The 25597-nt window shown below is 73.6% G+C and carries 25 protein-coding genes; 16 read left to right on the top strand and 9 right to left on the bottom strand.

What is annotated here, in order from left to right; genetic code table 11:
• Positions 1-172 precede the first annotated feature (172 nt).
• Complete coding sequence (locus HNR12_RS20610; RefSeq protein WP_179769132.1) at positions 173-1024, top strand: hypothetical protein; 852 nt, start codon at positions 173-175, stop codon at positions 1022-1024.
• A 31-nt stretch (positions 1025-1055) separates the two neighbouring features.
• Here HNR12_RS20610 and dapC read toward each other — a convergent pair whose 3' ends face one another.
• Together dapC and fdxA are read right to left on the bottom strand one after the other, a co-directional pair.
• Complete coding sequence (gene dapC / locus HNR12_RS20605; protein ID WP_338119807.1) at positions 1056-2171, bottom strand: succinyldiaminopimelate transaminase; 1116 nt, start codon at positions 2169-2171, stop codon at positions 1056-1058.
• 173 nt (positions 2172-2344) lie between these two features.
• Positions 2345-2668 (bottom strand): ferredoxin, encoded by a 324-nt coding sequence (gene fdxA, locus HNR12_RS20600; RefSeq protein ID WP_179770766.1) that lies wholly within the window; start codon positions 2666-2668, stop codon positions 2345-2347.
• Between the two features lie 176 nt (positions 2669-2844).
• On the opposite strand from fdxA, the gene HNR12_RS29905 reads away from it, so the two are divergent.
• The 3 genes from HNR12_RS29905 (at position 2845) to HNR12_RS20590 (ending at position 5629) form a co-directional block, all read left to right on the top strand.
• Entirely contained in the window at positions 2845-3108 is a 264-nt protein-coding gene (locus HNR12_RS29905) for a putative acetyltransferase (RefSeq protein WP_246425138.1), read from the top strand.
• 89 nt (positions 3109-3197) lie between these two features.
• Positions 3198-4526, top strand: a complete 1329-nt coding sequence (locus tag HNR12_RS20595; RefSeq protein WP_179769130.1) for a hypothetical protein — start codon at positions 3198-3200, stop codon at positions 4524-4526.
• Between the two features lie 155 nt (positions 4527-4681).
• A complete protein-coding gene (locus HNR12_RS20590; protein WP_179769129.1) occupies positions 4682-5629 on the top strand; it encodes a site-2 protease family protein in 948 nt (315 codons plus the stop codon).
• A 15-nt stretch (positions 5630-5644) separates the two neighbouring features.
• Here HNR12_RS20590 and HNR12_RS20585 read toward each other — a convergent pair whose 3' ends face one another.
• The gene (locus tag HNR12_RS20585; RefSeq protein ID WP_179769128.1) at positions 5645-6103 is read right to left on the bottom strand and encodes a DUF6113 family protein; all 459 of its coding nucleotides are present in this window, start codon (positions 6101-6103) and stop codon (positions 5645-5647) included.
• A gap of 119 nt (positions 6104-6222) precedes the next feature.
• Positions 6223-7083, bottom strand: a complete 861-nt coding sequence (gene mshB / locus HNR12_RS20580; protein WP_179769127.1) for an N-acetyl-1-D-myo-inositol-2-amino-2-deoxy-alpha-D-glucopyranoside deacetylase — start codon at positions 7081-7083, stop codon at positions 6223-6225.
• Positions 7084-7238: 155 nt separating this feature from the next.
• Here mshB and HNR12_RS20575 point away from each other — a divergent pair, with 155 nt between their 5' ends.
• Together HNR12_RS20575 and HNR12_RS20570 are read left to right on the top strand one after the other, a co-directional pair.
• Positions 7239-9449, top strand: coding sequence for a S9 family peptidase (locus HNR12_RS20575; RefSeq protein ID WP_179769126.1), 2211 nt, complete (start codon positions 7239-7241; stop codon positions 9447-9449).
• Positions 9450-9939: 490 nt separating this feature from the next.
• Positions 9940-11097 carry a S1 family peptidase gene (locus HNR12_RS20570; RefSeq protein ID WP_179769125.1) on the top strand — a complete coding sequence of 386 codons (1158 nt, stop codon included), beginning with the start codon at positions 9940-9942 and terminating at the stop codon, positions 11095-11097.
• 67 nt (positions 11098-11164) lie between these two features.
• Here the strand turns inward: HNR12_RS20570 and HNR12_RS20565 are convergent, their stop codons facing one another.
• Positions 11165-11614, bottom strand: coding sequence for a MarR family winged helix-turn-helix transcriptional regulator (locus HNR12_RS20565; protein WP_179769124.1), 450 nt, complete (start codon positions 11612-11614; stop codon positions 11165-11167).
• A 160-nt stretch (positions 11615-11774) separates the two neighbouring features.
• On the opposite strand from HNR12_RS20565, the gene HNR12_RS20560 reads away from it, so the two are divergent.
• A complete protein-coding gene (locus HNR12_RS20560) occupies positions 11775-12215 on the top strand; it encodes a DUF6069 family protein (RefSeq protein ID WP_222600621.1) in 441 nt (146 codons plus the stop codon).
• A gap of 72 nt (positions 12216-12287) precedes the next feature.
• Positions 12288-12743: a nitroreductase family deazaflavin-dependent oxidoreductase gene (locus HNR12_RS20555; protein WP_179769123.1), complete on the top strand. Its 456-nt coding sequence runs from the start codon at positions 12288-12290 to the stop codon at positions 12741-12743.
• Positions 12744-12794: 51 nt separating this feature from the next.
• Here HNR12_RS20555 and HNR12_RS20550 read toward each other — a convergent pair whose 3' ends face one another.
• Entirely contained in the window at positions 12795-13787 is a 993-nt protein-coding gene (locus tag HNR12_RS20550) for an IS481 family transposase (protein WP_179769122.1), read from the bottom strand.
• A 119-nt stretch (positions 13788-13906) separates the two neighbouring features.
• On the opposite strand from HNR12_RS20550, the gene HNR12_RS20545 reads away from it, so the two are divergent.
• The 4 genes from HNR12_RS20545 to HNR12_RS20530 all read left to right on the top strand — a co-directional run bounded on the left by HNR12_RS20545 (position 13907) and on the right by HNR12_RS20530 (position 17047).
• Positions 13907-14278, top strand: a complete 372-nt coding sequence (locus tag HNR12_RS20545) for a DUF3054 domain-containing protein (protein ID WP_179769121.1) — start codon at positions 13907-13909, stop codon at positions 14276-14278.
• 128 nt (positions 14279-14406) lie between these two features.
• Entirely contained in the window at positions 14407-14781 is a 375-nt protein-coding gene (locus HNR12_RS20540; protein ID WP_179769120.1) for a hypothetical protein, read from the top strand.
• 137 nt (positions 14782-14918) lie between these two features.
• Entirely contained in the window at positions 14919-16271 is a 1353-nt protein-coding gene (locus HNR12_RS20535; RefSeq protein ID WP_179769119.1) for an MFS transporter, read from the top strand.
• An 89-nt stretch (positions 16272-16360) separates the two neighbouring features.
• Positions 16361-17047: a TrmH family RNA methyltransferase gene (locus HNR12_RS20530; RefSeq protein ID WP_372451064.1), complete on the top strand. Its 687-nt coding sequence runs from the start codon at positions 16361-16363 to the stop codon at positions 17045-17047.
• A 106-nt stretch (positions 17048-17153) separates the two neighbouring features.
• Here HNR12_RS20530 and HNR12_RS20525 read toward each other — a convergent pair whose 3' ends face one another.
• From HNR12_RS20525 to HNR12_RS20515, 3 genes are read right to left on the bottom strand one after another with little or no spacing between them, the layout of a single operon-like run.
• Positions 17154-17903, bottom strand: a complete 750-nt coding sequence (locus HNR12_RS20525; RefSeq protein WP_179769118.1) for a succinate dehydrogenase/fumarate reductase iron-sulfur subunit — start codon at positions 17901-17903, stop codon at positions 17154-17156.
• The gene (locus HNR12_RS20520) at positions 17900-19840 is read right to left on the bottom strand and encodes a fumarate reductase/succinate dehydrogenase flavoprotein subunit (RefSeq protein WP_179769117.1); all 1941 of its coding nucleotides are present in this window, start codon (positions 19838-19840) and stop codon (positions 17900-17902) included. The genes HNR12_RS20525 and HNR12_RS20520 overlap by 4 nt, the downstream gene beginning before the upstream one ends.
• A complete protein-coding gene (locus HNR12_RS20515; protein ID WP_179769116.1) occupies positions 19841-20542 on the bottom strand; it encodes a succinate dehydrogenase cytochrome b subunit in 702 nt (233 codons plus the stop codon).
• A gap of 79 nt (positions 20543-20621) precedes the next feature.
• On the opposite strand from HNR12_RS20515, the gene HNR12_RS20510 reads away from it, so the two are divergent.
• The 4 genes from HNR12_RS20510 (at position 20622) to HNR12_RS20495 (ending at position 25582) form a co-directional block, all read left to right on the top strand.
• On the top strand, positions 20622-21563 hold the full coding sequence (locus HNR12_RS20510) for a LysR family transcriptional regulator (RefSeq protein ID WP_179770763.1): 942 nt from the start codon (positions 20622-20624) through the stop codon (positions 21561-21563).
• Positions 21564-21938: 375 nt separating this feature from the next.
• Positions 21939-22757, top strand: a complete 819-nt coding sequence (locus HNR12_RS20505) for a hypothetical protein (protein WP_179769115.1) — start codon at positions 21939-21941, stop codon at positions 22755-22757.
• A gap of 108 nt (positions 22758-22865) precedes the next feature.
• Positions 22866-24779, top strand: coding sequence for a fumarate reductase/succinate dehydrogenase flavoprotein subunit (locus HNR12_RS20500; RefSeq protein WP_179769114.1), 1914 nt, complete (start codon positions 22866-22868; stop codon positions 24777-24779).
• On the top strand, positions 24779-25582 hold the full coding sequence (locus HNR12_RS20495) for a succinate dehydrogenase/fumarate reductase iron-sulfur subunit (RefSeq protein WP_179769113.1): 804 nt from the start codon (positions 24779-24781) through the stop codon (positions 25580-25582). The genes HNR12_RS20500 and HNR12_RS20495 overlap by 1 nt, the downstream gene beginning before the upstream one ends.
• The last annotated feature ends 15 nt before the right edge of the window (positions 25583-25597 follow it).

Here is a 25597-nt window from a genome sequence, read left to right as displayed (position 1 = left end):
CGCTGCGCGCGCTCCCGGGCGCCTGTTCACCCGTACGCCTTACCATGCGTGCAGGGCCCCGCCCGGTGCCCGCGGCCACCCTGCGTCGCGGCCCGGCCCGGCGCGGCCTCCCCTGTCGAATCGGCGCGCGGCCGCCCCGCGGCCGCGCCCCCTGAACTCAAACGGTCTGCCTGTGCCCCGAAAGCTGCGAAGAGTCTCCGCGTTCTTCAAGATCCTGCTGGCGCTGACCCTGGTCTGCGGTGCGCTGGTCGCGGGCGGTTACTACGTGATGTCCTCGGTGGAGCCCATCGAGGTCCCCGAGCCCGAGCCCGCCGAGGCGTGCACGTTCGCCGCCGAGGGCGACGAGGACTCCATCGCCCCCGAGCAGGCGGCCAACGCCGCCACCATCGGCGGCGTGGCCTTCAGCAAGGACCTGTCCCGCCACACCGTGGTGATCGCCTACGCCACGGTCTGGCAGGAGTCGAAGTTCTACAACATCGAGTACGGCGACCTCGACTCGGTCGGCCTGTTCCAGCAGCGCCCCTCCCAGGAGTGGGGCGAGCCCGACCAGCTGATGGACCCCGTCTACGCCTCCTCGGCGTTCTACGACAAGCTCGTGGAGGTTCCCGGCTACTCCGAGGTCCCGGTCTACGAGGCGGCGCAGGCGGTGCAGCGCAGCGCCGACGGGTTCGCCTACGACCAGCACGAGCCGCTGGCGCGGGTGATGGCCGAGGCGTTCACCGGCGCGGCCGGGGCGGCGGTGTCGTGCGTGCTGCCCGACGGCGTGGGCGACCCGCGGCTCGACGAGGCGCGCGCGGAGATGGCGCGGGTGTTCGGCGTCGAGCCCTCGGCGATCCCGCCCGGCCCGGCCTACCAGACCGGCGACATCGGCTGGGCCATGGCGCAGTGGGCGGTGGCCAACGCCAAGGAGTACGGGATCTCGGCGGTGACCTACCAGGACCAGCGGTGGCGGGCCGAGGCCGGCGACCAGGGCTGGCAGACGGTGCCCGACGCCGCGCCGGACAACGAGGTGGTGCTGGACTAGCGCGCGGGCGGACGGCCGCCGCCGGCCCTTGTCAGGCCAGCGCCTCCAGGCGCTTGGCGGCGGCGGCCACCCGCTCGTCGGTGGCGGTGAGGGCCACGCGCACGTGCCGGGCGCCCGCGGGGCCGTAGAAGTCGCCGGGGGCCACCAGGATCCCGTGCTCGGCCAGCAGCGCCACCGATCCCCAGGCGTCGTGGTCGGGGTGGGACGCCCACAGGTACAGCCCGGCCTCGGAGTGGGTGATGGCCCAGCCGGCGCGCTCCAGCGCGGCGCGCAGCACGCGGCGGCGGGCGGCGTAGCGCTCCTTCTGCTCGCGGGCGTGGTCGTCGTCCTCCAGCGCCGCGCGCATGGCCGCCTGGACCGGCGCGGGCATAATCATGCCGGCGTGCTTGCGCAGGCCCAGCAGCTCCTGGACGAGGCCGGGGTCGCCGGCGGCGAACGCGGCGCGGTAGCCGGCGAGGTTGGACCGCTTGGACAGCGAGTGCAGCGCGAGCAGGTTGGCGTGGCTGCCGCCGCAGACGTCGGGGTGCAGCACCGAGACCGGCGCGGTGCCCTCCCAGCCGAGGTCGATGTAGCACTCGTCGGAGACGACGACGGCGCCGCGCTCGCGCGCCCAGTCCACGACCTTGCGCAGGTGGTCGACGCCCAGCACGCGGCCGGTCGGGTTGGCCGGGGAGTTGAGCCACACCAGGCGCACCGGCGCGGGGCCCAGCGCGGTGAGGCCGTCGGAGGCCACCGGCTCGGCGCCGCACATGCGGATCCCGATGTCGTAGGTGGGGTAGGCGAGTTCGGGGAAGACGGCGGTGTCGCCGGGGCCCAGGCCGAGCATGGTCGGCAGCCAGGCCACGAACTCCTTGGAGCCCACCGTCGGCAGCACGGCGGCGGGGTCGAGGTCGACCCCGTGCCGGCGGGCCAGCCAGCCGGCCGCCGCCGCGCGGAGTTCGGGCGTGCCGTAGGTGGCGGGGTAGCCGGGGCTGTCGGCTGCCTCGGCCAGGGCCCGCCGGACCAGCGGGGGGACGGGGTCCACCGGCGTGCCCACCGAGAGGTCGACGGCGCCGTCGGGGTGCGCCGCCGCGGTCTCCTTGTAGGGTGCCAGCCGGTCCCACGGAAAGACCGGAAGCCGGTCCACTACACGCCTGCGGTCGGCCACTGGATCAATCCCCCTCGTCTCACGCGCGGCGGCCCCGTGTCCGGGCACACCGCGCCACGCCCTGCCGCCGGGCGGCGCCGCTCGGGGCGGGCGCCCCGGGCGTTCGGGCCCCCGGTCCGGCCGCCGCCGTCGAACGCGCCCACGGCGGACGGCGGCCGTGCCTGCCTGTCGCCCTACTCCTCGGCCTGCGGCGGGAGCTTGGCCACCAGCGGGTGGTCGGCGTCGATCTGGCCGACCTTGGAGGCGCCGCCCGGGGAACCCAGCTCGTCGAAGAACTCCACGTTGGCCTTGTAGTAGTCCGACCACTGCTCGGGGAGGTCGTCCTCGTAGTAGATGGCCTCCACAGGGCACACCGGCTCGCAGGCGCCGCAGTCGACGCACTCGTCCGGGTGGATGTAGAGCATGCGCTTGCCCTCGTAGATGCAGTCGACGGGGCACTCCTCGATGCACGCCTTGTCGAGCACATCGACGCAGGGCTGCGCGATGACGTAGGTCACGTCGTACTCCTCTTCGGTCTTCGCCACGTTGACCGCGCGCGTAGATGTCTTCGCTGTCACATAGCCTGGGCGGTGCCGGGCTCCGGCACGCGGATCCGCCGGTCATCTGACACACGATTCGCAGTCTCCAGTATTGCGCCCGCAGGGCATTCCCGCGTAATTGGGGGGTAGATCCCATGGGGTTCACCTCGCGGCTCAGCGCCGAGCTGACCCCGGGGCACATCGGTCGGCGCGCCGTCGTGCGCGTCCGGCTGCCAGAGGGGGGCTTCCGGGATATCGTCGGGGTACTGGAATCCTGGCAGGACGGCGTGATACGCATGCGCAGGCGCGACGGTTCCGTGACGGAGGTCACGGCCGACGACGTCGCCGGAAGCCGTATCGTGCCGCAGCAACCACCGACACGCAGGCGGGGGCCCGACGGCCCGCGGGGCACGGGCTGAACCACCCGCCGCGGACCGGCGGACACCGCGCGGCCCGGCGGCTGAGGCGGGCCGCCGGCCGAGTTGAAGGGGGAGGTGGCGTACACGCCATGCAGGAGACCGTCGCTTCCGCCCTCGCCCAACTCGCCCGCGCCGACTCCCGCGCCGCCCAGGTCGCCGAGACCGCGCTGTCCACCCTCACCGACGGCCGCAACCTCGAAGCCCTCACCCAGCACGCCGTGCAGGAGTTCTGCTGGTACGTGCTGCCGGTGCGCTTCTCCACCGACTCCGCCGAGCGCCTGTTCGCGGCGCGCTCCCTGGGCCGGCTGTTCGCCCTGCTGGGCCTGGACCGCTACGCCGCCATCTGCACCTCCACGCGCACCCGCCAGATCCTTGAGGCCTACCGGATCAGCCACGACTCCGGGCGCCAGCTCTACCGGCGCGCCATGCGGGCGTCCTGCGTGGAGCCGCCCGACCTGCCGGAGCTGACCTGGGGCAGCGCCCTGGGCAAGGCCGAGATCGACGCCTACCAGGCCACCTCCGCCAGCCTGGAGATCGCCGTGGCCCTCGACGACATCCGCCCCGGCACCCCCGGCTGGCGCGCCGCCCAGCAGCAGCAGGCGCGGGCCTTCCTCACCCGGCCCGACCCCCAGGGCCGCAGCCGCCTGGACCGCGTGCGCGAGGAGCGGGTGCGCGGCTGGCTGGAGTCGCCCTCCCACCCGCACCGCCGGCGGCTGTGGCCGCTGCTGGGCCAGCTCATCACCGGCGCCGAGACCCCGCCCGACGCCGGCACGGCGCTCGCGCCGGTCGTGCGGCTGCTCGACTACGCCGACGACGGCATCGGCCTCACCCAGATCGGCTACATCTCCCCCAGCGTCGTGCGGGAGCTGTGCGCGGAGTTCGAGTGGTCCACCTCGCCCGCGCCGCCGCGCAGCGAGACCGACGTCACCCAGCTCATCGCGCTGCACAAGCTGCTGCGCACCATGCGGGCGGTGCGCCGCTCGGGCCGCCGCCTGGTGCTCACCCGCCGCGGACGCCACCTGCACGCCGACACCGAGGCGCTGTGGCGCGCCGTGGCCGAGAGCGTCCTGGACACCGACGGCTTCGCCCAGGCCGCCACCGAGACCCTGCTGGGGCTGCTGCTGTCGCGCTCGGCCCGGTCCACCGGCGTGCACGCCCGCCAGGACGAGCCCGACCTCGCCGAGGAGGCCCGGCTGGTGCTGGCCGACTCCGGCTGGGGGCACGACGGCCGCCTGCCCGACACCCAGCAGGTGGGCTCGGTGCTGATCACGGTCACCTGGCTGCTGGAGACCCTGGGGTTCGTGGTGGGCGGCGATCTTCTGGGCGGCGGCGGCCGGCACCGGCTCACCAAGGCCGGGCACGCGTTCTCGCTGACCGCCATGCACCTGTCGGCCACCACCCCGCCGACCTCGCTGTAGCCGCGCCGGGCGCGCCATCGCGCGAGCCGGTGCGGGGGCGCGCCGGGGTGCACCTAGCCTGGACACGGCGGCGCCGCCGCCCACGGGGCCGACCCGCCGCCGGGCACCGCGCCCGTCCGCCCGCAGCCCGAACCAGCCTCACGACCTGGAGCACCATGTCCGCGCCCGAGCCCACCGACCGCGACGACGCCAGCACCGAGCCCCCCGCCGCCCCGGCCGGGGGCGCGACCGCCACCGAGGCGGCCGCGGCGGCACCGGAGCAACCGGAGGCGGCCCAGGCCCCGGCGGAGGGCGGGACCGGCGCCCCCGCCGCGGCCGCCGCCCGCTCGCGGGCCGACCTCCTGCCCAGCCCGTTCTTTGTGCTGCTGGTGGGGGTCTGCGGTCTGGCCGGGTGGCTGAGCTGGACCCGCGCCGAGCTGTCCTGGGGCAACGACGGCGCCACCGTCTACGTGCCGGCCCTGTTCATCCTGACCGGCTGGGCGGTGTCGATCGCGCTGCACGAGTTCGGCCACGCCGCCACCGCCCACGCGCTGGGCGACCGCTCCCTGCGCGGCGGCGCCTACCTGCGGCTCAACCCGTTCGGCTACGGCGAGCTGTTCGCCAACCTGCTGATGCCGCTGGCGTTCGTGCTGTTCGGCGGGGTCGGCCTGACCGGGCCGGCCGGCTACGTCGACCACGCCGCCGTGGGCGGCCGGGGCCGGCGCAGCGCGGTGGCCGCCGCCGGGATCGGGGTGAGCCTGGTGCTGGCCGCCGCGCTGGCGGCGGCGGTTGCCGCGCTGGTGCCCGCCGGGATGTTCACCGACAACTGGATGCTCGGCGGGCTGATGTACCTGTGCTACCTCAACCTGACGGTGGCGCTGGTCAACGTGCTGCCCGTGCCGGGGCTCGACGGCTTCGACGTGGTGGCGCCCTTCCTGCCCGAGCGCCTGGTGGCGCGCGTGCGGCCCTGGGGCGTGTTCGGCGTCATCGCGGTCTTCGCCGTGCTGTGGGTGCCCACCGTCAACGTCGCGGTGCCCACCCTGCTGATCGACCTGTTCGCCGCCGTGGGGCTGCCGCAGATCGACATCGGCTTCGGCGAGGTGCTGCTGCGCTTCTGGGCGTGAGGGCGCGGGGCGGCCTCAGCGGCCGGGGTCGGTGAGGACCACGGCCATGCCCACCGCCGCGATCCCGCCGAAGAGGTAGCCGTAGGCCGCCACGCTGGAGGTCAGCACGATGTCGCCGCCGGCGCGCACCAGGACCAGCGAGAACACCGCCGCGGCCCAGCCCAGGGCGGGCAGCAGCGCGCCCAGGCGGGTGCCCATGCCCCATCCGGCGGCGCGGCAGCCGGCGAACATCAGGCCCAGCACCGCGACCAGGGTGACGGCGGCGACCCCCTGGCCCGCGGCGCCGGCCGCCCACAGGTAGGCCAGCCACCCGGCGAACACCGACCCGCCCAGGCCGACGGCCGCGCCCAGCAGCGCCAGGGACGCGTAGGCCAGGGCGGTGACGGCCGGCTCCGCCGCGCGGCGCAGGGCGCCGGGGGACGCCTGGGCGGAGCGCGCGTCGGTCGGCGGGGTCGCGGGCGGCTGTGCGGGCACGGTGCGTTCTTCCTGGCCGGCGGTGCGGGCGGGTGCGCCCGGTCGGACGCATCGACCGTACCGCCGCGGCCGGGGGCACGGGACCGCGCCGGCGCCCGCGGCGCGGGCACCGGGGCGGATCAGGCGAACAGGTCGGTCTCGTAGCCGTCGGGGCCGGGCCGGGGCGCCGAACCGCGCACCAGGGTGAAGTACTCCACGGCGCGGATCTCCTGGGCGATCCCGTTGGACAGCGCGAAGAGCTCGCCCTCCACGGTGATCTGGGTGGCGTGGGCGCGCATGGCCAGGGCCTTGGCCGGCCAGTGGGCGGTGCCGTCGATGCGGGCGGTGACCAGGTGGTCGGGTGTGGCCGGGCTGATGTCCTCGACCGCCGCGGGCGCGGTGAAGGGGCCCGGGGCCTCGGCGAGCCGTGCCACGGACTCCTCCAGCACCGAGCGCGGCTGGGCGATGGCGTAGAGCTTGCGGGTCTGCCACGGGGTGCCGGGCAGGGCGCGCTCGGCCGCCTTCTCAAAGGCGCGCAGGGTGACCCGGTGGGCCTGGATGTGGTCGGGGTGGCCGTAGCCGCCGTTGTCGTCGTAGGTGACGATGACGTCGGGGCGGACCTCGCGGATGACCATGGCCAGGGTGTGGGCGGCCTCCTCGACGTCGGCCCGCCAGAAGCACCCGGGGCGGTCGTTGGTGGGCGCGCCCATCATGCCGGAGTCGCGGTAGCGGCCGGGGCCGCCCAGGAAGCGGTGGTCGCGCACGCCCAGCGCGACGCACGCCTTGTCCAGTTCGCCGATGCGGTGCTCGCCGAGGGTGTCCTCGCGGTCGGGGCCCAGGTGGGCGAGGTCGGGCGGGATGATCTCGCCCTCTTCGCCGAGTGTGCAGGTGACCAGGGTGACCGCCGCGCCCTCGGCCGCGTACTTGGCCATCGTGGCGCCGGTGACGATGCTCTCGTCGTCGGGATGGGCGTGCACCAGCAGCAGTCGCCGATCTGTCATGTTCTGGACGATACCCCGGCACAGTTCGGAGTCCCGGCACCCGTGCCCAAAGTGCGCCGATCGGGCGGGGCGGCGCGGCGTGTCGGGCGCGTCGGACCCCCGGCGGCCGGGGCGGCCGCCGGGGGCGCAGGCGCCCCATGCGCCACAATCGACCCATGAGCTTTCCTCGGCAGCAGGCCCGTACCCGGCGCTTCACCATCGGCGTTCCGCGCGCCTTCCAGATCTCCCCCGACGGCCGCCGCGTGGCGTTCCTGCGCACCCGCGACGGCGACGACGGCCTCGCCTGCCTGTGGGTGCGCGACCTGGACACCGGCCGCGAGGACGTGGTGGCCGACCCCCGGGCCGTGGGCGGCGCCGCCGAGGAGGACCTGCCGCCCGAGGAGCGCGCCCGGCGCGAGCGACTGCGCGAGACCGGCGGCGGGATCGTCTCCTACACCGTCGACCGGGAGTTCACCCGCGCGGCGTTCACCCTGTCGGGCCGGCTGTACGCGGTCGACCTGGCCGGGGAGGACGGCGTGCGCGAACTGCCCGCCACCGCCCCGGTGGTCGACCCCGCGATCGCGCCCACGGGCACGGCCGTGGCCTACGTCAGCGGCGGCGCCCTGCGCGTGGTCGACGTCGAGGGCGGGCGCGACCGGCTGCTCGCCGCGCCGGACGCCCCCGGCATCACCTGGGGCCTGGCGGAGTTCATCGCCGCCGAGGAGATGGGCCGCTTCCGGGGGCTGTGGTGGGCGCCCGACGCCTCGGCGGTGCTGGCGGCGCGCGTGGACGAGTCCCCGGTGACCCGGTGGACCATCAGCGACCCCGCCAACCCCGAGGCCGCGGCGCAGACCGTGGCCTACCCGCCGCCCGGCACGGCCAACGCCGACGTCCGGCTGGCCGTGCTCCCCCTGTCCGGCGCCGGTTCGGCCCCCGAGGCCGCCGGCGCGCCCGAGCCGCGCTGGATCGAGTGGGACCGCGCGGCGCTGCCCTACCTGGTGACCGCCGGCTGGGCCGCCGTGCCCGGCGCGGCGCCCGAGGTCGTCTTCACCGCGCAGAGCCGCGACCAGCGCACGCTGCGCCTGCTGCGCGCCGACGCCGCCACCGGTGCCGTGCGCGAGGTTTGCGCCGAGACCGACCCGGTGTGGGTCGAGATCATGCCGGGGGTGCCCGCCCACACCGGCGCCGGCGAGACCGTGTGGATCGGGCTGTGCGCCGACAAGGCGGGCGGCGGGGTGCGCCGCGCCCTGTTCGTGGGCGACCGGGAGTTGGGGCCGCGCGCCGACTACCTGCGCGCGGTGGTCGACGTCGACGGCGACCACGTGCTGTACTCCGCGTCCCCGGCGGGCCGCCCGGGCGAGATCGGCCTGTGGCTGCTGGACATTCGCACCGGCGCGGCGCGCCGGGCGGCCGTGCCGGGCGCCGCGGACTCCCCCGGCGTGGAGTCCGGGCGGCTGCGCGGGGGCACCCTGGTGCTCCAGCGCCGCGACATGGACACCGACGGCGTGCGCACCGTGCTGCTGCGCGACGCCGCGTCGGACCGACCGCGCGAGGCCGGCGAGGTCCGCAGCCTGGCGCACGCCCCCGACCTCCCCCGGCCCCGGCCCCGGTTCTGGGCGGCGGGCGCGCGGGGGATCCCGGCGGCGCTGCTGCTGCCGTCCTGGTACGAGCCCGACCCCGCCGCGCCGCTGCCGGTGCTGATGGACCCCTACGGCGGCCCGCACGCCCAGCGCGTGGTGCGCAGCCGGGGCGCCCACCTCACCTCCCAGTGGTTCGCCGAGCAGGGGTTCGCCGTGCTGGTGGCCGACGGCCGGGGCACACCGGGGGTGGGGGTGGCCTGGGAGCAGGCGGTCCACGGCGACCTGGCCAACCCGGTGCTGGAGGACCAGGTCGCGGCGCTGCACGACGCCGCCGAGCGGTTCGGCTGCCTGGACCTGTCCCGGGTGGCGGTGCGCGGCTGGTCCTTCGGCGGCTACCTGGCGGCGCTGGCGGTGCTGCGCCGCCCCGACGTGTTCCACGCGGCCGTGGCCGGGGCGCCGGTCACCCTGTGGGAGCTGTACGACACCCACTACACCGAGCGCTACCTGGGCCTGCCCGGGGAGCGGGCGGACGCCTACGCGCGCTCATCGGTGCTGGAGGGCTGGGCGGAGCCCAGCCGCCCGCTGATGCTGATCCACGGCCTGGCCGACGACAACGTGGTGTTCGCGCACACCCAGCGGCTGTCGACGGCGCTGCTGGCGGCCGGGCGCGCCCACACGGTGCTGCCGCTGTCGGGGATCACGCACATGCCCACCGAGGAGACCGCGGCCGAGAACATGCTGCTGCTCCAGGTGGAGTTCCTGCGCACGGCGCTGGACCTGCCCGCCAAGCCGGAGGCGGCCGGATAGCCGCCGGCGCGCGCCGCCCCGGCCGGGCGGACGCGCCGCCGCACGCCGACCGGGCCACCCGCGCGACGCGCGGGTGGCCCGGTCGGTTGTCCGCACCCCCACACACGCGTGGCCGGATCCGGCCACGCGCGGGGGTTGCGGCAACGCTCGGTCACCGCGGCCGGCGCCGGGTCCGCGGGCCGCCGCGGGGCGCCGTTCCCCGCCGCTGCGCGGGGTGCGACCGAAGGCGGCCCCGCGGAGGCGGGGGGACACCGGCGGGACGACGCCAACCTTATGTCCCCCATCGGCGACTTGTAGTGATATGGCGTGTTCACCGGCCCTCTGTCGCGTTCTCTGCCGACGACTTATGGTTTCCGGGTGCTCACCGAGTGTCGGCGGGCACGGGTCGGCGTCCGGTCCCCCCGGTTCCGCCGGCCGGGGCCGGGCGCTGGGTCCCCGCTCGTCAGCGCCGGTCCCGCCCTTCCCCCACCCCCACACGAAAGGGCAGGAGTTGCGAAAGAACCCCGTCTCCCTCGCCGTGGGCGGCGCCGCCCTGGTCCTGGGCGTGGTCGCGGCCCCCGCGGCCGCGGCCGCCGACGACGCGCGCCCCGCGCAGGACGCCCCGCGGCCGACCGCCGCCTCCCAGACCGAGGCGCTCCAGCGCGACCTCGGACTCAGCGCCGAGCAGGCCGACACCCTGATGGCCGAGCAGCGGCGCGCCGCCGCGCTGGAGGACGAGCTGCGCGAGCGGCTCGGCGACTCCTTCGGCGGCGGCCGCTTCGACGTCGACACCGCCCGGCTCACCGTGGCCGTCACCGACTCCGGCGCCGCCCAGGAGGTGCGCGAGGCCGGCGCCGTCCCGCGGGTCGTGGAGCACGGCGAGGCCGTGCTCCACGCCGCCGTCGCCGACCTCAACCGCGAGGGCGCCGACCTCTCCGAGGGCATCACCGGCTGGTACCCCAGCACCGCGGCCGACCGCGTGGTGATCACCGTCCTGTCCGGCGCGGCCGGCGCCGAGGACGCCGCCCGCGCCTTCGCCGCCGACGCCGGCGTGGACGCCGACCTGGTGCGCGTCGAGGAGACCGCGGCCGCGCCCGAGCTGTACGCCGACGTCATCGGCGGCGACGCCTACACCATCGACGGCTCCGGCCGCTGCTCGATCGGGTTCGCCACCGAGACCGGGTTCGTCACCGCGGGCCACTGCGGCTCCACCGGCACCTCCGTCTCCAGCCAGGACGGCACGGGCACCGGCACCGTCACCGGCTCCGTCTTCCCCGGCGCGGACATGGCCGTGGTCGAGACCGACGCCAACTGGACCCCGGTTGGCCAGGTCAACGACTACGCCGGCGGCACCGTGGCGGTGGCCGGGTCCGAGGAGGCGCCCGAGGGCGCCGCCGTCTGCCGCTCGGGCTCCACCACCGGCTGGCACTGCGGCACCATCGGCGCCAAGAACCAGAGCGTGACCTACCCCGAGGGCAGGGTCGAAAGGCTGACCGAGACCGACGTCTGCGCCGAGCCCGGCGACTCCGGCGGCTCCTGGCTCAGCGGCGACCAGGCCCAGGGCGTGACCTCCGGCGGGTCGGGCGACTGCACCTCCGGCGGCACGACCTACTTCCAGCCCGTCAACCCGATCCTCCAGGAGTTCGGGGTCACCCTGCTGACCGGCTGAGGCACCCGTCCCGCCGCGGAGCGCGCGGCCGGCGTCCGCGAGGCGCCCGGCCGCGCGCTCGCGCGTGTCAGGCCGGCCCGCAGTCCTCGCCGCAGCCCCCGCCCGGCAGCCGCGCCAGCAGGTCGCGCAGCAGCACGCGTTCGTCGGGGCCCAGCGCGGCGAACAGCTCGGTCGCCTGGGCGTGGCCGCGCTCCCGGAGCACGGCCTGGCGGCGCCGCCCCTCGTCGGTGAGCACCAGCGCCTTGACCCGGCGGTCCTGCGGCGAGGGCTGACGCCCCACCAGCCCGCGGCGCTCCAGGGCGTCCACGATCTGGGTGACGTTGGAGGGGTCGCAGGCCAGCCACCGGGCGAGGTCGCGCATGGGCGCGGACTCGCGGAGGTTCACCAGCGCCGCGGCCTGCACCGGGGTGAGGCCCTGCTCGGCCGCCGCCGCGTTGAACGCGGCCCGCAGCCGCTCGGCCGCGCCCGTGACCAGGGTGCTGAGTTCGCGGACGTCGGGATCGGTTGGGGCGCTCATACCCCGATGGTACGCAACCGTTGAGCGCCGCCACGGTCGAGTCGGGCGAACGTGGTGTGCCACCACCGTCCCGTGGCAAAACGTTGAGATCTTCAACCAGTGGCGCTAGGCTGCCCAAATACTTGAGCTTCTCAACAATGATGATCGTCAAGGAGATACCATGGCCGCTGCCGCAACCCCCGCCGCCTCGACGGGCGCGTCCCGCTCCACGGGGCGCCTGCGCGCCCGGGCCCTGGCCGTGGCCGGATCCGTGGCCGCCGCGCTCGCGCTGTGGGTCGTGGGGGAACCCCTGCTCGGCTACGGCCTCGTGGTGGAGTCGCCGGGGGTGCCGCCGCGCGACCTCGGGGCCTCCGCGATCGCCGTCATGAGCCTGGCCCCCGCGCTGCTGGGCTGGGGGCTGCTCGAACTCCTGGAGCGGTTCACCCGGCACGCCCGCGCCGTCTGGACCACCGCCGCGCTGGTCGTGCTGGCCGCCTCGTTCCTCCCCTTCCTCGGGGTCACGGTGGACACCGGCGGCGCCGTGGTCCTGGCCCTGATGCACGTGGCCGTGGCGGCGGTGCTCATCCCCGTCTTCTGGCGCACGTCGACGCCCCGCGCCTGACCCGCGCCCCGCCCCCCTGCCGCCTCCGCGCCGCCCGACCGGGCGACCGGGCGATCGAAAGGACACCCCCGCATGACCGCGCACGACAGGGAACCCGTGGTGGACAGCCCGACCGGCTGGGTCGCCGACCACATCCGCGGCTATGTCGAGACCGACGGCGAAGAGGGGCACCTCTTCATGGGCTTCCCCACCCTGCTGCTCACCACGCGCGGCCGCCGCTCGGGCAAGCGGCGCCGCACCGCGCTCATCTACGGCGAGGACTCCGGCCGCCTCCTGCTGGTCGCCTCCAACGGAGGCTCCGACACCCACCCCGCCTGGTACCTCAACCTGCGGGAGCACCCCGAGGTCGAGGTGCAGGTGCGCGCCGACCGGTTCACCGCCACCGCCCGCACCGCCTCGCCCGAGGAGCGGCCCCGCCTGTGGGACCACCTCGTCGGCGTGTTCCCGCAGTACGCGGAGTACCAGCAACGGACCGACCGGACCATCCCCGTGGTGGTCCTGGAGCGCACCGACCGGGCCGCGCCCTGACCCGCCGCCCCCCGATCGCCCGACCCGCACGCGCCCCTGACCGGCGACGGCCTAGGTGTACTGACCCGAGAGGTTGGGTACGCGGGTGGCGGGTGGGCCGCCGATCGCGGTGTGGAACCGGTGGTGATTGTAGTGGTGGAGCCAGCCCGGGAACGCTTCTCTGCGTTCGGCCTCTGAACGGTAGGGGCGGGCATAGGCCCATTCCTCGGCCAGGGTGCGGTGGAACCGCTCGACCTTGCCGTTGGTCTGGGGCCGGTAGGGCCGGGTGCGCTTGTGCGTGATCTGGGCCCGGGCCAGGGCTTCCCGCCACATCCGGGACTTGTAGCAGGACCCGTTGTCGGTCAGCACCCGCTCCACCGCGATGCCCACCGAGGCGAAGTAGGCGCCCGCCCGCGCCCAGAACGCGGTGGCGGTCTCCTTCTTCTCGTCGGTGAGGATCTCGGTGTAGGCCAGGCGGGTCCGGTCGTCGATGGCGGTGTGCAGGTAGCCGTGGCCGATCACCGGTGAGCCGTGCTTGCGGGCGGCGGTCGTGGCCTGCTTGTTGCGCACTCCGGCGTAGCGGCCCACCGCGCGGTGGCCGCCGCCGTCGGGGATGTTGCCGAGCTTCTTGACGTCGACGTGGACGAGTTCGCCGGGGCGGGCGCGTTCGTAGCGGCGCACGGCAAGGCCGGTGGCGCGGTCGGTGCAGGACAGGCGGGGCATGCGGTAGCGGGTCAGGATGCGGTGGACGGTGGAGGCCTCCATGTGCAGGTGTCCGGCGATGCGGGCGGGCCCCCAGCGCTTGATGAGGCGGAGTTTGACGACGCGGCGCTCGCGGCGGGCGGGGGTGCGCCGGGGCGAGCGGTGGGGGCGGCTGGAGCGGTCGCCCATGGCGGCCGCGCCGTGGGTGCGGTAGCGGCTCGCCCAGCGCTGGGCGGTGGCCACGCTGGTCTGGAAGCGTTCGGCGGCCCGGCGCAGCGGCCAGCCGTCCTCGACGACGCAGCGGGCCAGGGCCAGACGCCCGGCGGGGGTCAGGCGGGCGTTGGCGTGGGTAGTGTGGGGCATCGAGGGCCTTCCGGGCGGTGGGACGTCAGACATCCACACCGATACCGGAGGCCCTCTTCGTTGTTTTTGCCGGGGCCGGTGTTACCAACCTCCGTGGTCAGTACACCTAGGCTGGCGGCATGCGCTCACCGGTGACCGCCCTCGTGCTCGACGTGCTCTGCGTCCTGGCCTTCGTGCTGATCGGCCGCGCCAACCACGCCGAAGGGCTGGCTCCGGCGGGGGTGGCCGCCACGGCCTGGCCGTTCCTGGCCGCGCTCGCGGCCGCCTGGCTGCTGTGCCTGGCCTGGCGCCGCCCGGCGGCGCCGGTGCCCACCGGGGTGGTGGTGTGGCCGGTGACCGTGGCGGGCGGCATGGCCCTGCGCGCGGCCGCCGGGGGCGGCGTGCAGGTCTCCTTCGTCGTGGTCGCGGCGGTGTTCCTCGGCCTGGTGCTGGTGGGCTGGCGCGCACTGGCGCTGCTGCGGCGGCCCCGGCACGGCGCCGCCGAGGGCTGAGCCGCCGGGCCGGCCGGGGCCGGGCCGGCACCGGCGCGGCACGGGCCCGATCACGCGGAGCCATGGCGCGCGGGCAGCGCGTGGAGGACCATGGAGGCGTCCCTTCGTCTGTGGAACCGGGAGTGCTCGTGGTCGACCAGGTCCTGATCGCCATCGCCGCCGCCGTCGCCGGCAAGGCCGTGGAACCCTTCACCGAAGGCGCGGTGGACCTCCTGCGCCGACTGCGCGGCGCCGTCATCGCCCGCTTCCGCCGCGACCCCGAGCCGCACGCCGCCCTGGAGGCCGCGCAGATCGACTACGACGACACCGAGGCGGTCGCGGCCCTGGCCGCCCACATCGGGGCCGCCGCCGAGCACGATCCCGGCCTCCGGCGGCTTGTCGAGGAACTGCGGCCGTACTTCACCTCGGGCGGACCCGAGGTGGTCAACACCGTCGTCGGCGAGGTGTCGGGCAACGTCGTCCAGGCCCGCGACATCGTCGGCGGCATCGACCTCGGCCGCTGACCCCGCACCGCCCCGCGTCCCCCTCGGTGGACCGCCGCACCCACGGCGTCTCACAATGCGAGACGGATGTCTCATTTAACGCCCACGCCAAAGTAGGCTATAGCGGTCATCACCCTACGAAGTGGGAGGAAGCGGCCATGGCCGTGCGGACTCCAGAGGACGCGAGCGAACCCGAAACGGGCCCCGCCCCGGCCAACCGGCCGGGGCGGGTGATCCTCGCCAGCCTCGTCGGGACATCGATCGAGTTCTACGACTTCTACGTCTACGCGACCGCGGCCGTACTCGTCTTCCCGCACCTGTTCTTCCCCGCCGACAACCCCACGGCGGCGACCCTCCAGTCCCTGGCCACCTTCGCCATCGCCTTCGTGGCCCGCCCGGTGGGCTCCGCCCTCTTCGGCCACTTCGGCGACCGCATCGGCCGCAAGGCCACCCTGGTGGCCTCGCTGCTGACCATGGGCATCTCCACCGTGGTGATCGGCCTGCTGCCCAGCCACGCCTCCATCGGCATCGCCGCGCCGCTGCTGCTGGCGCTGTGCCGGTTCGGCCAGGGCCTGGGCCTGGGCGGCGAGTGGGGCGGCGCGGCCCTGCTGGCGACCGAGAACGCCCCGCGCCGCAAGCGCGCGCTGTTCGGCACCTTCCCCCAACTGGGCGCGCCCATCGGCTTCTTCCTGGCCAACGGGGTGTTCCTGGCGCTGTCGGGCTCGATGGACGATTCCACGTTCCTGGCCTGGGGCTGGCGCGTGCCGTTCCTGCTCTCGGCCGTGCTGATCGTGGTGGGCCTGTGGGTCCGCCTCAGCCTGCACGAGACCCCCGCCTTCGCCAAGGTCCTGGCCGCCAACGCGCGCGCCCGCACCCCGGTGGTCGAGGTCTTCCGCACCAGCACCCGCGGCATCGTCCTGGGCACGCTGATCATGGTCGCCACCTACGTGCTCTTCTACCTGATGACCGTGTTCTCCATGACCTACGGCACGGCGCCCGAACCCGGCGGGCTGGGCTACGGCTACTCCCAGTTCCTGGTGCTCCTGCTGGTCGGCGTGGTGTTCTTCGGCGCCTTCACCCCGGCGGCCGGCCTGCTGGCCGACCGGTTCGGCCGCCGTCCGGTGCTGCTCGCCGTGACGGCCGCCATCATGGCCTTCGGGCTGGCGCTGGGCCCCCTGCTGGGCTCGGGCTCCACGCCGCTGGTGCTGCTGTGCCTGATCCTGGGCCTGTCCCTGATGGGCCTGACCTTCGGCCCGATGGGCGCGCTGCTGCCCGAACTGTTCCCGACCAACGTCCGCTACAGCGGCGCGTCGATCTCCTACAACCTGGGCGGGCTGCTCGGCGCCTCGTTGGCGCCCTACGCCGCCACCTGGCTGGCCGCCGAGTTCGGCCTGTGGGCGGTGGGCGGCTACCTGATCGGCGCCGGGGCGCTGACCCTGGTGGCCCTGCTGCTGTCGCGCGAGACCCGCGACGACTCCCTGGACGAGGTCCCCGCCGGCGCCACCGCCTGAGCCCGGCCGGCCGGTCCCCGCGGGCCCGCCGCCCCGGTGCCCCCAGCGCGCCGGAGCGGCGGGCCCGCGCCGTGCCTAAGCTGGACGGCGTGACCGACCAGGCCCTTCCCGACTCCCCCGCCGACCGCGCCGAGCCGACCGACCCCGCCGGCGCCGCCGCCGACCGCCCCGAGGTCGGGGTGGGGCCGTGGCCGGGGCCCTGGCCCGAAGGCGACCACTACGACCCCGAACTCCTGGCGCGCGGCGACCGGCGCAACGTGGTCGACCGCTACCGCTACTGGCGCAACGACGCCATCGTCGCCGACCTCGACACCCGGCGCCACCCCTTCCACGTGGCCGTGGAGAACTGGGAGCACGACTTCAACATCGGGTCGGTGGTGCGCACCGCCAACGCCTTCGCCGCCGAGGCGGTGCACATCGTGGGGCGGCGCCGGTGGAACCGCCGGGGCGCCATGGTCACCGACCGCTACCAGCACGTGCACCACCACCCCGGCACCGCCGACCTGGTGTCCTGGGCCGCCGAGCGCGGCCTGCCGCTGATCGGTGTGGACAACCTGCCCGGGTCCGTGCCGCTGGAGACCTACCCGCTGCCGCGCGCCTGCGTGCTGGTGTTCGGCCAGGAGGGGCCGGGACTGTCGGAGGAGGTCCGCGCGGTGTGCGCGGCGGTGCTGTCCATCGGCCAGTACGGCTCCACCCGCTCCATCAACGCCGGGGCGGCCGCGGCCGTGGCCATGCACGCCTGGATCCGGGCGCACGTGTTCGACCAGCACCCCTGATGCCCCGGGCGGCGCCGCCCGCGCTTCCCGCCGCACGGCCCGGCGCCCGGACAGCGCTAAGGGGCCGCCCCGCGCGCACGCGGGACGGCCCCTTAGCGGTTGCGGCCTACTCGGCGCGGCCGCTGGCCAGCGCCCCCAGCAGGTCGCGGTTGAGCTGGGAGATCGTGTCCAGCGGGATGCCCTTGGGGCACACCGCCGCGCACTCGCCGATGTTGGTGCAGCCGCCGAAGTCCTCCTCGTCGTGCTGGTTCACCATCTTGATCACCCGCGCCTGCCGCTCGGGCTGGCCCTGGGGCAGCATGCCCAGGTGGGTGACCTTGGCGGCGGTGAACAGCATGCCCGAGGCGTTGGGGCAGGCGGCCACGCAGGCACCGCAGCCGATGCAGGTGGCCGCGTCGAACGCGCGGTCGGCGTCGGCCTTGGGCACCGGCATGGCGTGGGCGTCGGGCGCGGTGCCGGTCGGCGCGCTGATGTAGCCGCCGGCCTGGATGATCCGGTCGAAGGCGCCGCGGTCCACGACCAGGTCCTTGATCACCGGGAACGCCTTGGCCCGCCACGGCTCCACGGTGATGGTGTCGCCGTCCTTGAAGCTGCGCATGTGCAGTTGGCAGGTCGTGGTGGTCTCGGGCCCGTGGGCCTCGCCGTCGATGACCACGCCGCAGGCACCGCAGATGCCCTCGCGGCAGTCGTGGTCGAACGCCACCGGTTCCTCGCCCTCAAGCTGGAGCTTCTCGTTGAGGACGTCGAGCATCTCCAGGAACGACATGTCCGGCGACACGTCCTCGACCTGGTAGGTGACCATCCGACCCTTGTCGTCGGGGCCCTTCTGGCGCCACACGCGCAGGGTGATGTTCACTTGTAACTCCGCTGCTTCATCTCGACGTATTCGTATTCCAGGGCTTCCTTGTGCAGCACCGGCGGCTGGCCCGTCTCGGTGTACTCCCACGCCGCGACGTAGGCGAACTCGTCGTCGTGGCGCAGGGCCTCGCCGTCCTCGGTCTGGCTCTCGGAGCGGAAGTGGCCGCCGCAGGACTCCCGGCGGTGCAGGGCGTCGATGCACATCAGCTCGGCCAGCTCCAGGAAGTCGGCCACCCGGCCGGCCTTCTCCAGGGCCTGGTTCAGCTCCTCGTTGGTGCCCAGCACGCGGACGTTGCGCCAGAACTCGTCGCGCAGCTCACGGATGCGCTCGATGGCCTTGCGCAGGCCCTCCTCGTTGCGCTCCATGCCGCAGTAGTCCCACATGATGTGGCCGAGTTCCTTGTGGAAGGAGTCCACGGTGCGGTCGCCCTTGATGGAGAGCAGCTTGTCGATGCGCGCGCGCACCGCGTCGGCCGCCTCCTTGGCCGCGGGCGTGTTCTCGTCCAGCTTCTCGAACGGGCCGCCGGCCAGGTAGTCGTTGATGGTGTTGGGCAGGACGAAGTAGCCGTCGGCCAGGCCCTGCATCAGCGCGCTGGCGCCCAGGCGGTTGGCGCCGTGGTCGGAGAAGTTGGCCTCGCCGGTCACGAACAGGCCCGGGATGGTGCTCTGCAGGTCGTAGTCGACCCACAGGCCGCCCATGGTGTAGTGCACGGCGGGGTAGATGCGCATCGGGACCTCGTAGGGGTTCTCGCCCGTGATGCGCTGGTACATGTCGAAGAGGTTGCCGTACTTGGCCTCGACGGCCGGGCGGCCCATGCGCTTGATGGCGTCGGCGAAGTCCAGGTAGACGCCCAGACCGCCGGGGCCGACACCGCGCCCCTCGTCGCACACGTTCTTGGCGGCGCGCGAGGCGATGTCGCGCGGCACCAGGTTGCCGAAGGACGGGTAGATGCGCTCCAGGTAGTAGTCGCGCTCGTCCTCGGGGATCTCGCGGGGGTCGCGGTCGTCACCGGTCCGCTTGGGCACCCAGATGCGGCCGTCGTTGCGCAGCGACTCGCTCATCAGGGTGAGCTTGGACTGGTAGTCGCCGCTGACGGGGATGCACGTCGGGTGGATCTGGGTGAAGCAGGGGTTCGCGAACAGCGCGCCCTTGCGGTGCGCGCGCCACGAGGCGGTGACGTTGCAGCCCATGGCGTTGGTCGAGAGGTAGAACACGTTGCCGTAGCCGCCTGTGGCCAGGACCACGGCGTCGGCGAAGTGGGTCTCGATCTCGCCGGTGACCATGTCGCGGGCGATGATGCCGCGCGCGCGGCCGTCGACGACGATCAGCTCCAGCATCTCGTGCCGGGTGTTCATCTCGACGGTGCCGGCCGCCACCTGCCGCTCCAGCGCCTGGTAGGCGCCGATCAGGAGCTGCTGGCCCGTCTGGCCGCGCGCGTAGAAGGTGCGCGAGACCTGCACGCCGCCGAAGGAGCGGTTGTCGAGCAGGCCGCCGTACTCGCGCGCGAAGGGCACGCCCTGGGCCACGCACTGGTCGATGATCTCGACGCTGACCTGCGCGAGCCGGTAGACGTTGGACTCCCGGGAGCGGAAGTCGCCGCCCTTGACGGTGTCGTAGAACAGCCGGTAGATGCTGTCGCCGTCGTTGCGGTAGTTCTTGGCGGCGTTGATGCCGCCCTGCGCGGCGATGCTGTGCGCGCGCCGCGGGCTGTCCTGGTAGCAGAAGGACTTGACGCGGTAGCCGGCCTCGCCCAGCGTGGCCGCGGCCGACGCCCCGGCCAGGCCGGTGCCGACGATGATGACCGACAGCTTGCGCCGGTTGGCCGGGTTGACCAGCTTGGCGCCGAAGCGGCGCTTGTCCCAGCGCTCGGCGATGGGACCTTCGGGCGCCTTCTCGTCGCGGATCGGGTCGCCTTCGGTGTACAGGTCGATCATTTATTCCACCAGCCCCAGGGTCACGGACAGCGGCCCCAGCAGGAAGCCGACCGTCAGCACGAACGCGATCGCGGTCGCGATGATGTTGAGGGAGCGCTGCCGGCTCTGCCGGTTGGCGCCGAGGGTGGTCAGCGCGCTCCAGATGCCGTGGCGCAGGTGGAACCCGACGGCGATCACGGTGAGGACGTAGAAGAGGGTGACGTACCAGAACTCCGGCTGGAAGCCGTTCACGAACCGCTCGTAGGGGCTGTCGGAGGCCCCGCCCGGCGCGATGTGGTTGGTCGTCAGGTGGAGGATGTGGAAGACCACGAACAGCGCGATGAGCACACCGCCGTACCGCATGGTGTAGGAGGAGTAGCTGCGCTGGACCCGCTTGGTGACCTGGTAGCGGACCGGGCGGGCCGTGCCCGCTCGCCGCCACAGGGCCACCGCGGCGTAGATGTGGATGAGGACGCTCGCCAGCAGCACCACGCGCACGATCCACAGGAAGCCGCCGTGGGGCAGCATGGGCTCGCCGAACACGCGCAGGTGGTGGGAGTAGTTGTCGAAGGCCTCCTGGCCCGCGAACACGTTGAGATTGCCGTACATGTGCACGACCAGGAAGAGCGCCATGATCACGCCGGTGACCGCCATCGCGGACTTGAGGGCCACCGTGGAACCGAGCGCCTCCGATCGCTGCTTGGTCAGGGTACTGTTCGCCACAACTCGTCACTTTAAATCTTGATAAACAAAGTCGTCTAAGTCATCACAACGCTGGTCTCCATAGCCGTAGGCTATGGACGTGCAGTTCCAGCAGCTGGCCTACTTCCTCGCGGTGGCCGAGACACGCCATTTCACCCGCGCAGCCGAGCTTTCCCGCGTCGCGCAGCCCAGCCTCAGCAAGCAGATCCGCAACCTCGAAGAGGAGCTGGGCGCCTCCCTCTTCAGCCGGGCCCGGGGAAATATCACACTCACCCCGGCCGGCGAGGCGCTGCTCCCGCTGGCCCAGCGCATCGTCACCGACATGGAGACCGCCCGGCGCGAGGTGCAGGAGCTGGCGGGCATGCGCCGCGGGCGGCTGCGGCTGGGGGCCACCCCCTCACTGTGCGCGGGCCTGATCGCCGAGGCGCTGGCCGGCTACCACGACCGGTTCCCCGGGATCGAACTCCAGGTCGAGGAGAGCGGGTCGCGCGACCTCATCCGCGCGCTCGGCCACGGCGAGCTCGACCTCGCGCTGATCATCCTGCCGCTGCAGAGCAGCGACCCCGCGTTCGTGACCACCCCGATCCTGCGCGAGAACCTGGTGGTGGTGCACGCCGCCGGCGACGCCCCGCCCACCGACCGCGCCACCATGCGCATCACCGACCTGCGCGACCGCCCGCTGGTGATGTTCCGGCACGGCTACGACGTGCGCGAGGCCACCCTGTACGCCTGCCGCTCGGCCGGGTTCGAGCCGCGCCTGGCGGTGGAGGGCGGCGAGATGGACGCCGTGCTGCGGTTCGTGGAGGCCGGCCTGGGGATCGCCGTGGTGCCCAGCATGGTGCTGAAGAACCGCCCGGGGCTGCGCGGGATCCCGCTCAGCCAGCCGCGCCTGCTGCGCACGATCGCCCTGGCCCACCGCAAGGACGTCGACCCCTCGCACACGGCCAAGGCGTTCCGCCGCCACCTCATGGCCTACCTGACCCAGCTCACCCGCGAAGAGGTGGGCGAGGACCTGGAGGTCATCGCGGCCCTTCGGCCCTAGCGGCCACGTCCGCGAAGGCGGGGGAACGGGGGCCGCGCGCGGTTCCGCCGAAAAACACGATAAGTTTCTTTCATGAAGGCTGGACTTACCTTCACATAACACCCACCGATTAACACGCGCACCATAGGACACATAAAGCGCATTTAATTACATTTCGCTCTTTTTGGCGGCAAACTCCGGCACCGAAAACAGCCGACGTGGCATTTTTCACATTCATTTCGCGTGAATTTCGAGCTGAATTCGTGATGGCCGCGGCCTAACGTGGCATGCCTAACACGTCCGCACTCCCTGATCACACGGTTGCGAGAGCGGCCCGCGCCCCGCGTCGTCCCGTCCGCGCTGGGGCCGCCCCCGCCAAGATGGAGACGCAGCGAAATGACATCGACGCTTCCCCCGCCGGAGCGCGCCGGACTGGCCCGCGCCCGGATATCCGCCCGCACCTTGCGCACCGACCGATGGTGGGTCGCCCCGCTGCTGACGACTCTCGGACTCACCGCGTTCCTGGTCTACGGCCTGGCCCGCGCGCTCCAGCAGGACCACTACTGGGCCGCCGACCACGGCTACCTCACGCCGTTCTACTCGCCCTGCATCGCCGCCCAGTGCGCGCCCGAGGCCGCGCACTTCGGCCGACTGCCCTTCGAGTTCCCCTGGTGGCTGCCCTACGCCGCGATCAGCCTGCCGTTCCTGCTGCTGTTCCGGTTCACTTGCTACTACTACCGCAAGGCCTACTACCGCTCCATCTGGCAGGCCCCCACCGCCTGCGCGGTGCGCGAGCCGCACAGGCGCTACACCGGCGAGTCGCGGTTCCCCATGATCGGGCAGAACCTGCACCGCTACTTCTTCTACATCGCCCTGGTCATTTCGGTCGTCAACACCTATGACGCCGTTCTCGCCCTGTTCCACGGCGAACGCGGCGGATTCGGAATCGGACTGGGCAACCTGGTCCTGCTCGGCAACGTCGTCCTGCTGTGGTGCTACACGCTCAGCTGCCATTCCTGCCGGCACGTCTTCGGCGGGCGCATCAACAGCTTCGGGCGCAGCCCCGTGCGGTATTGGCTGTGGACCCAGATCACCCGGCTCAACACCCGGCACATGACATTCGCCTGGATCACGCTGGGCACGCTGGTGGTAACCGACCTCTATGTCGCCCTTGTCGCGAGCGGGACCGTTTCCGACCCCCGCATCTTCAACTAAGGCGACCCCGCACCCCTCCACCGGCGGTACGCGCGGCACCGCGCCGACGCGTCGTTTCGCCCGTTGCGCCCGTTGGCACGCGCACCGCCGCGATCGAAAGTCAGGAAGATGTCCGAGACAACACGGCACAACTACGACGTGGTGGTGATCGGGGCCGGCGGCGCCGGGCTGCGCGCCGCGATCGAGGCCCGCCAGCAGGGCAGGAAGACCGCGATCATCTCCAAGTCGCTCTTCGGCAAGGCCCACACGGTCATGGCCGAGGGCGGCGCCGCGGCCGCGCTGGGCAACGTCAACGCCAACGACAGCTGGCAGGTGCACTTCCGCGACACCATCCGCGGCGGCAAGTTCATGAACAATCCGCGCATGGCCGAGCTGCACGCCAAGGAGGCCCCCGAGCGCATCCTGGAGCTGGAGTACTGGGGCGCGCTGTTCGACCGCACCCGCGACGGCCGCATCAGCCAGCGCAACTTCGGCGGCCACGAGTACCCGCGGCTGGCGCACGTGGGCGACCGCACCGGCCTGGAGCTGATCCGCACCCTCCAGCAGCGTGTCGTCCAGCTCCAGCAGGCCGACGCCGCCGAGCTGGGCCATCCGGAGGCGATGCTGCGGGTGTTCGCCGAGACCACCGTCACCGAGCTGCTCACCGACGGCTCCGGGCGCATCGCCGGCGCGTTCGGCTACGTCCGCGAGACCGGGGAGTTCTGCGTCTTCGAGGCACCGGCGGTCATCCTGGCCACCGGCGGGATCGGCAAGTCCTTCAAGGTGACCTCCAACTCCTGGGAGTACACCGGCGACGGCCACGCGCTGGCGCTGCGCGCGGGGGCCGCGCTCATCAACATGGAGTTCGTGCAGTTCCACCCCACCGGGATGGTCTGGCCGCCCTCGGTCAAGGGCATCCTGGTCACCGAGTCGGTGCGCGGCGACGGCGGGGTGCTGCGCAACTCCGAGGGCGAGCGGTTCATGTTCGGCTACGTGCCCGACGTGTTCCGCGACCAGTACGCCGAGACCGAGGAGGAGGCCGACGGCTGGTACGCCGACCCGGCCAACCACCGCCGGCCGCCCGAGCTGCTGCCCCGCGACGAGGTCGCCCGGGCCATCAACAACGAGGTCAAGGAGGGGCGCGGCTCGCCCCACGGCGGCGTGTTCCTGGACGTGTCCACCCGCATGCCCGCCGAGGAGATCATGCGGCGGCTGCCGTCGATGCACCACCAGTTCAAGGAGCTGGCCGACGTCGACATCACGGCCGGGCCCATGGAGGTCGGCCCCACCTGCCACTACGTCATGGGCGGGGTCGAGGTCGACGCCGACACCGGCGCCGCGCGGGTGCCCGGCCTGTTCGCCGCGGGCGAGGTCGCCGGCGGCATGCACGGCTCCAACCGGCTGGGCGGCAACTCCCTGTCGGACCTGCTGGTGTTCGGGCGGCGCTGCGGGATCGGCGCGGCCCGCTACCTGGACGGGCTGGGCGGCGACCGCCCCAGGCCGTCCGACGCCGACGTGGCGCGGCTGGCCGAGGAGGCCGCGGCCCCGCTGCGGCGCGACACCGGCGAGAACCCCTACCAGCTCCACCAGGAGCTGCAGCAGACCATGAACGACCTGGTCGGGATCATCCGGCGCGGCCCCGAGATGGAGCAGGCGCTGGAGGCGCTGGAGAAGCTGCGCGAGCGGGTGGCGACCGTGCGCGCCGAGGGCGGCACCGCCTACAACCCGGGCTGGCACCTGGCGCTGGACCTGCGCAACATGCTCGCGGTGTCCGAGGCCGTCGCGCGCTCGGCGCTGGCCCGCGAGGAGTCGCGCGGCGGGCACACCCGCGACGACTTCCCGGCGATGTCCGCCCAGTGGCGCCGCACCGTGCTCGCGGCGAGCCTGCGCGGCGGCCGCGTGGAGCTGGACCGGCGGCCGCTGGACACCCTGCGGCCCGACCTGCTGGCGCTGTTCGACCGCGCGGAGCTGACCAAGTACCTCACCGAGGAGGAGCTGCCCCCGGCCGAGGGCGCCGACTCCGCGTCGAAGGAGGAGAAGTGATGACCAAGCGGACGTTCCACGTGTGGCGCGGCGACGGCGGCGCGGGCTCCCTGGCGGCCTACGAGGTCGAGGTCAACGAGGGCGAGGTCGTGCTCGACGTCCTGCACCGGCTGCAGGCCACCCAGGCGCCCGACCTCGCCGTGCGCTGGAACTGCAAGGCCGGCAAGTGCGGGTCGTGCTCGATGGAGATCAACGGCCGGCCGCGGCTGGCGTGCATGGCGCGGATGTCGACGTTCGGGCCCGACGAGAGCGTCACGGTGACCCCGATGCGGACCTTCCCGGTCATCCGCGACCTGGTCTGCGACGTGTCGTACAACTACCAGAAGGCGCGCGAGATCCCCTCGTTCACGCCGCCGCCCGGCTCCGCACCGGGCGACTTCCGCATGCGGCAGGCCGACGTGCAGCGCATGCAGGAGTTCCGCAAGTGCATCGAGTGCTTCCTGTGCCAGAACGTCTGCCACGTCATCCGCGACCACGAGGAGAACAAGGAGAGCTTCTCGGGGCCGCGGTTCTTGATGCGGGTGGCCGAACTGGAGATGCACCCCGAGGACACCGCCGACCGCCGCGCGATCGCCCAGGACGAATTCGGCCTGGGCTACTGCAACATCACCAAGTGCTGCACCGAGGTGTGCCCCGAGCACATCAGGATCACCGACAACGCGCTGATCCCGCTCAAGGAGCGCGTCGCCGACCGCAAGTACGACCCGCTGGTGTGGCTGGGCAGCAAGATCGGGCTGCGCAAGGGCGCCGACACCCCGCTGCCGCCCAACACGCGCGCCACCACCACCGGTCCCGAGCAGTAGCGCCCGCCGGGGGCC

The organism is Streptomonospora nanhaiensis, assembly GCF_013410565.1.
Lineage (GTDB): Bacteria > Actinomycetota > Actinomycetes > Streptosporangiales > Streptosporangiaceae > Streptomonospora > Streptomonospora nanhaiensis.
This window is presented reverse-complemented; position numbering and strand designations above follow the sequence as displayed.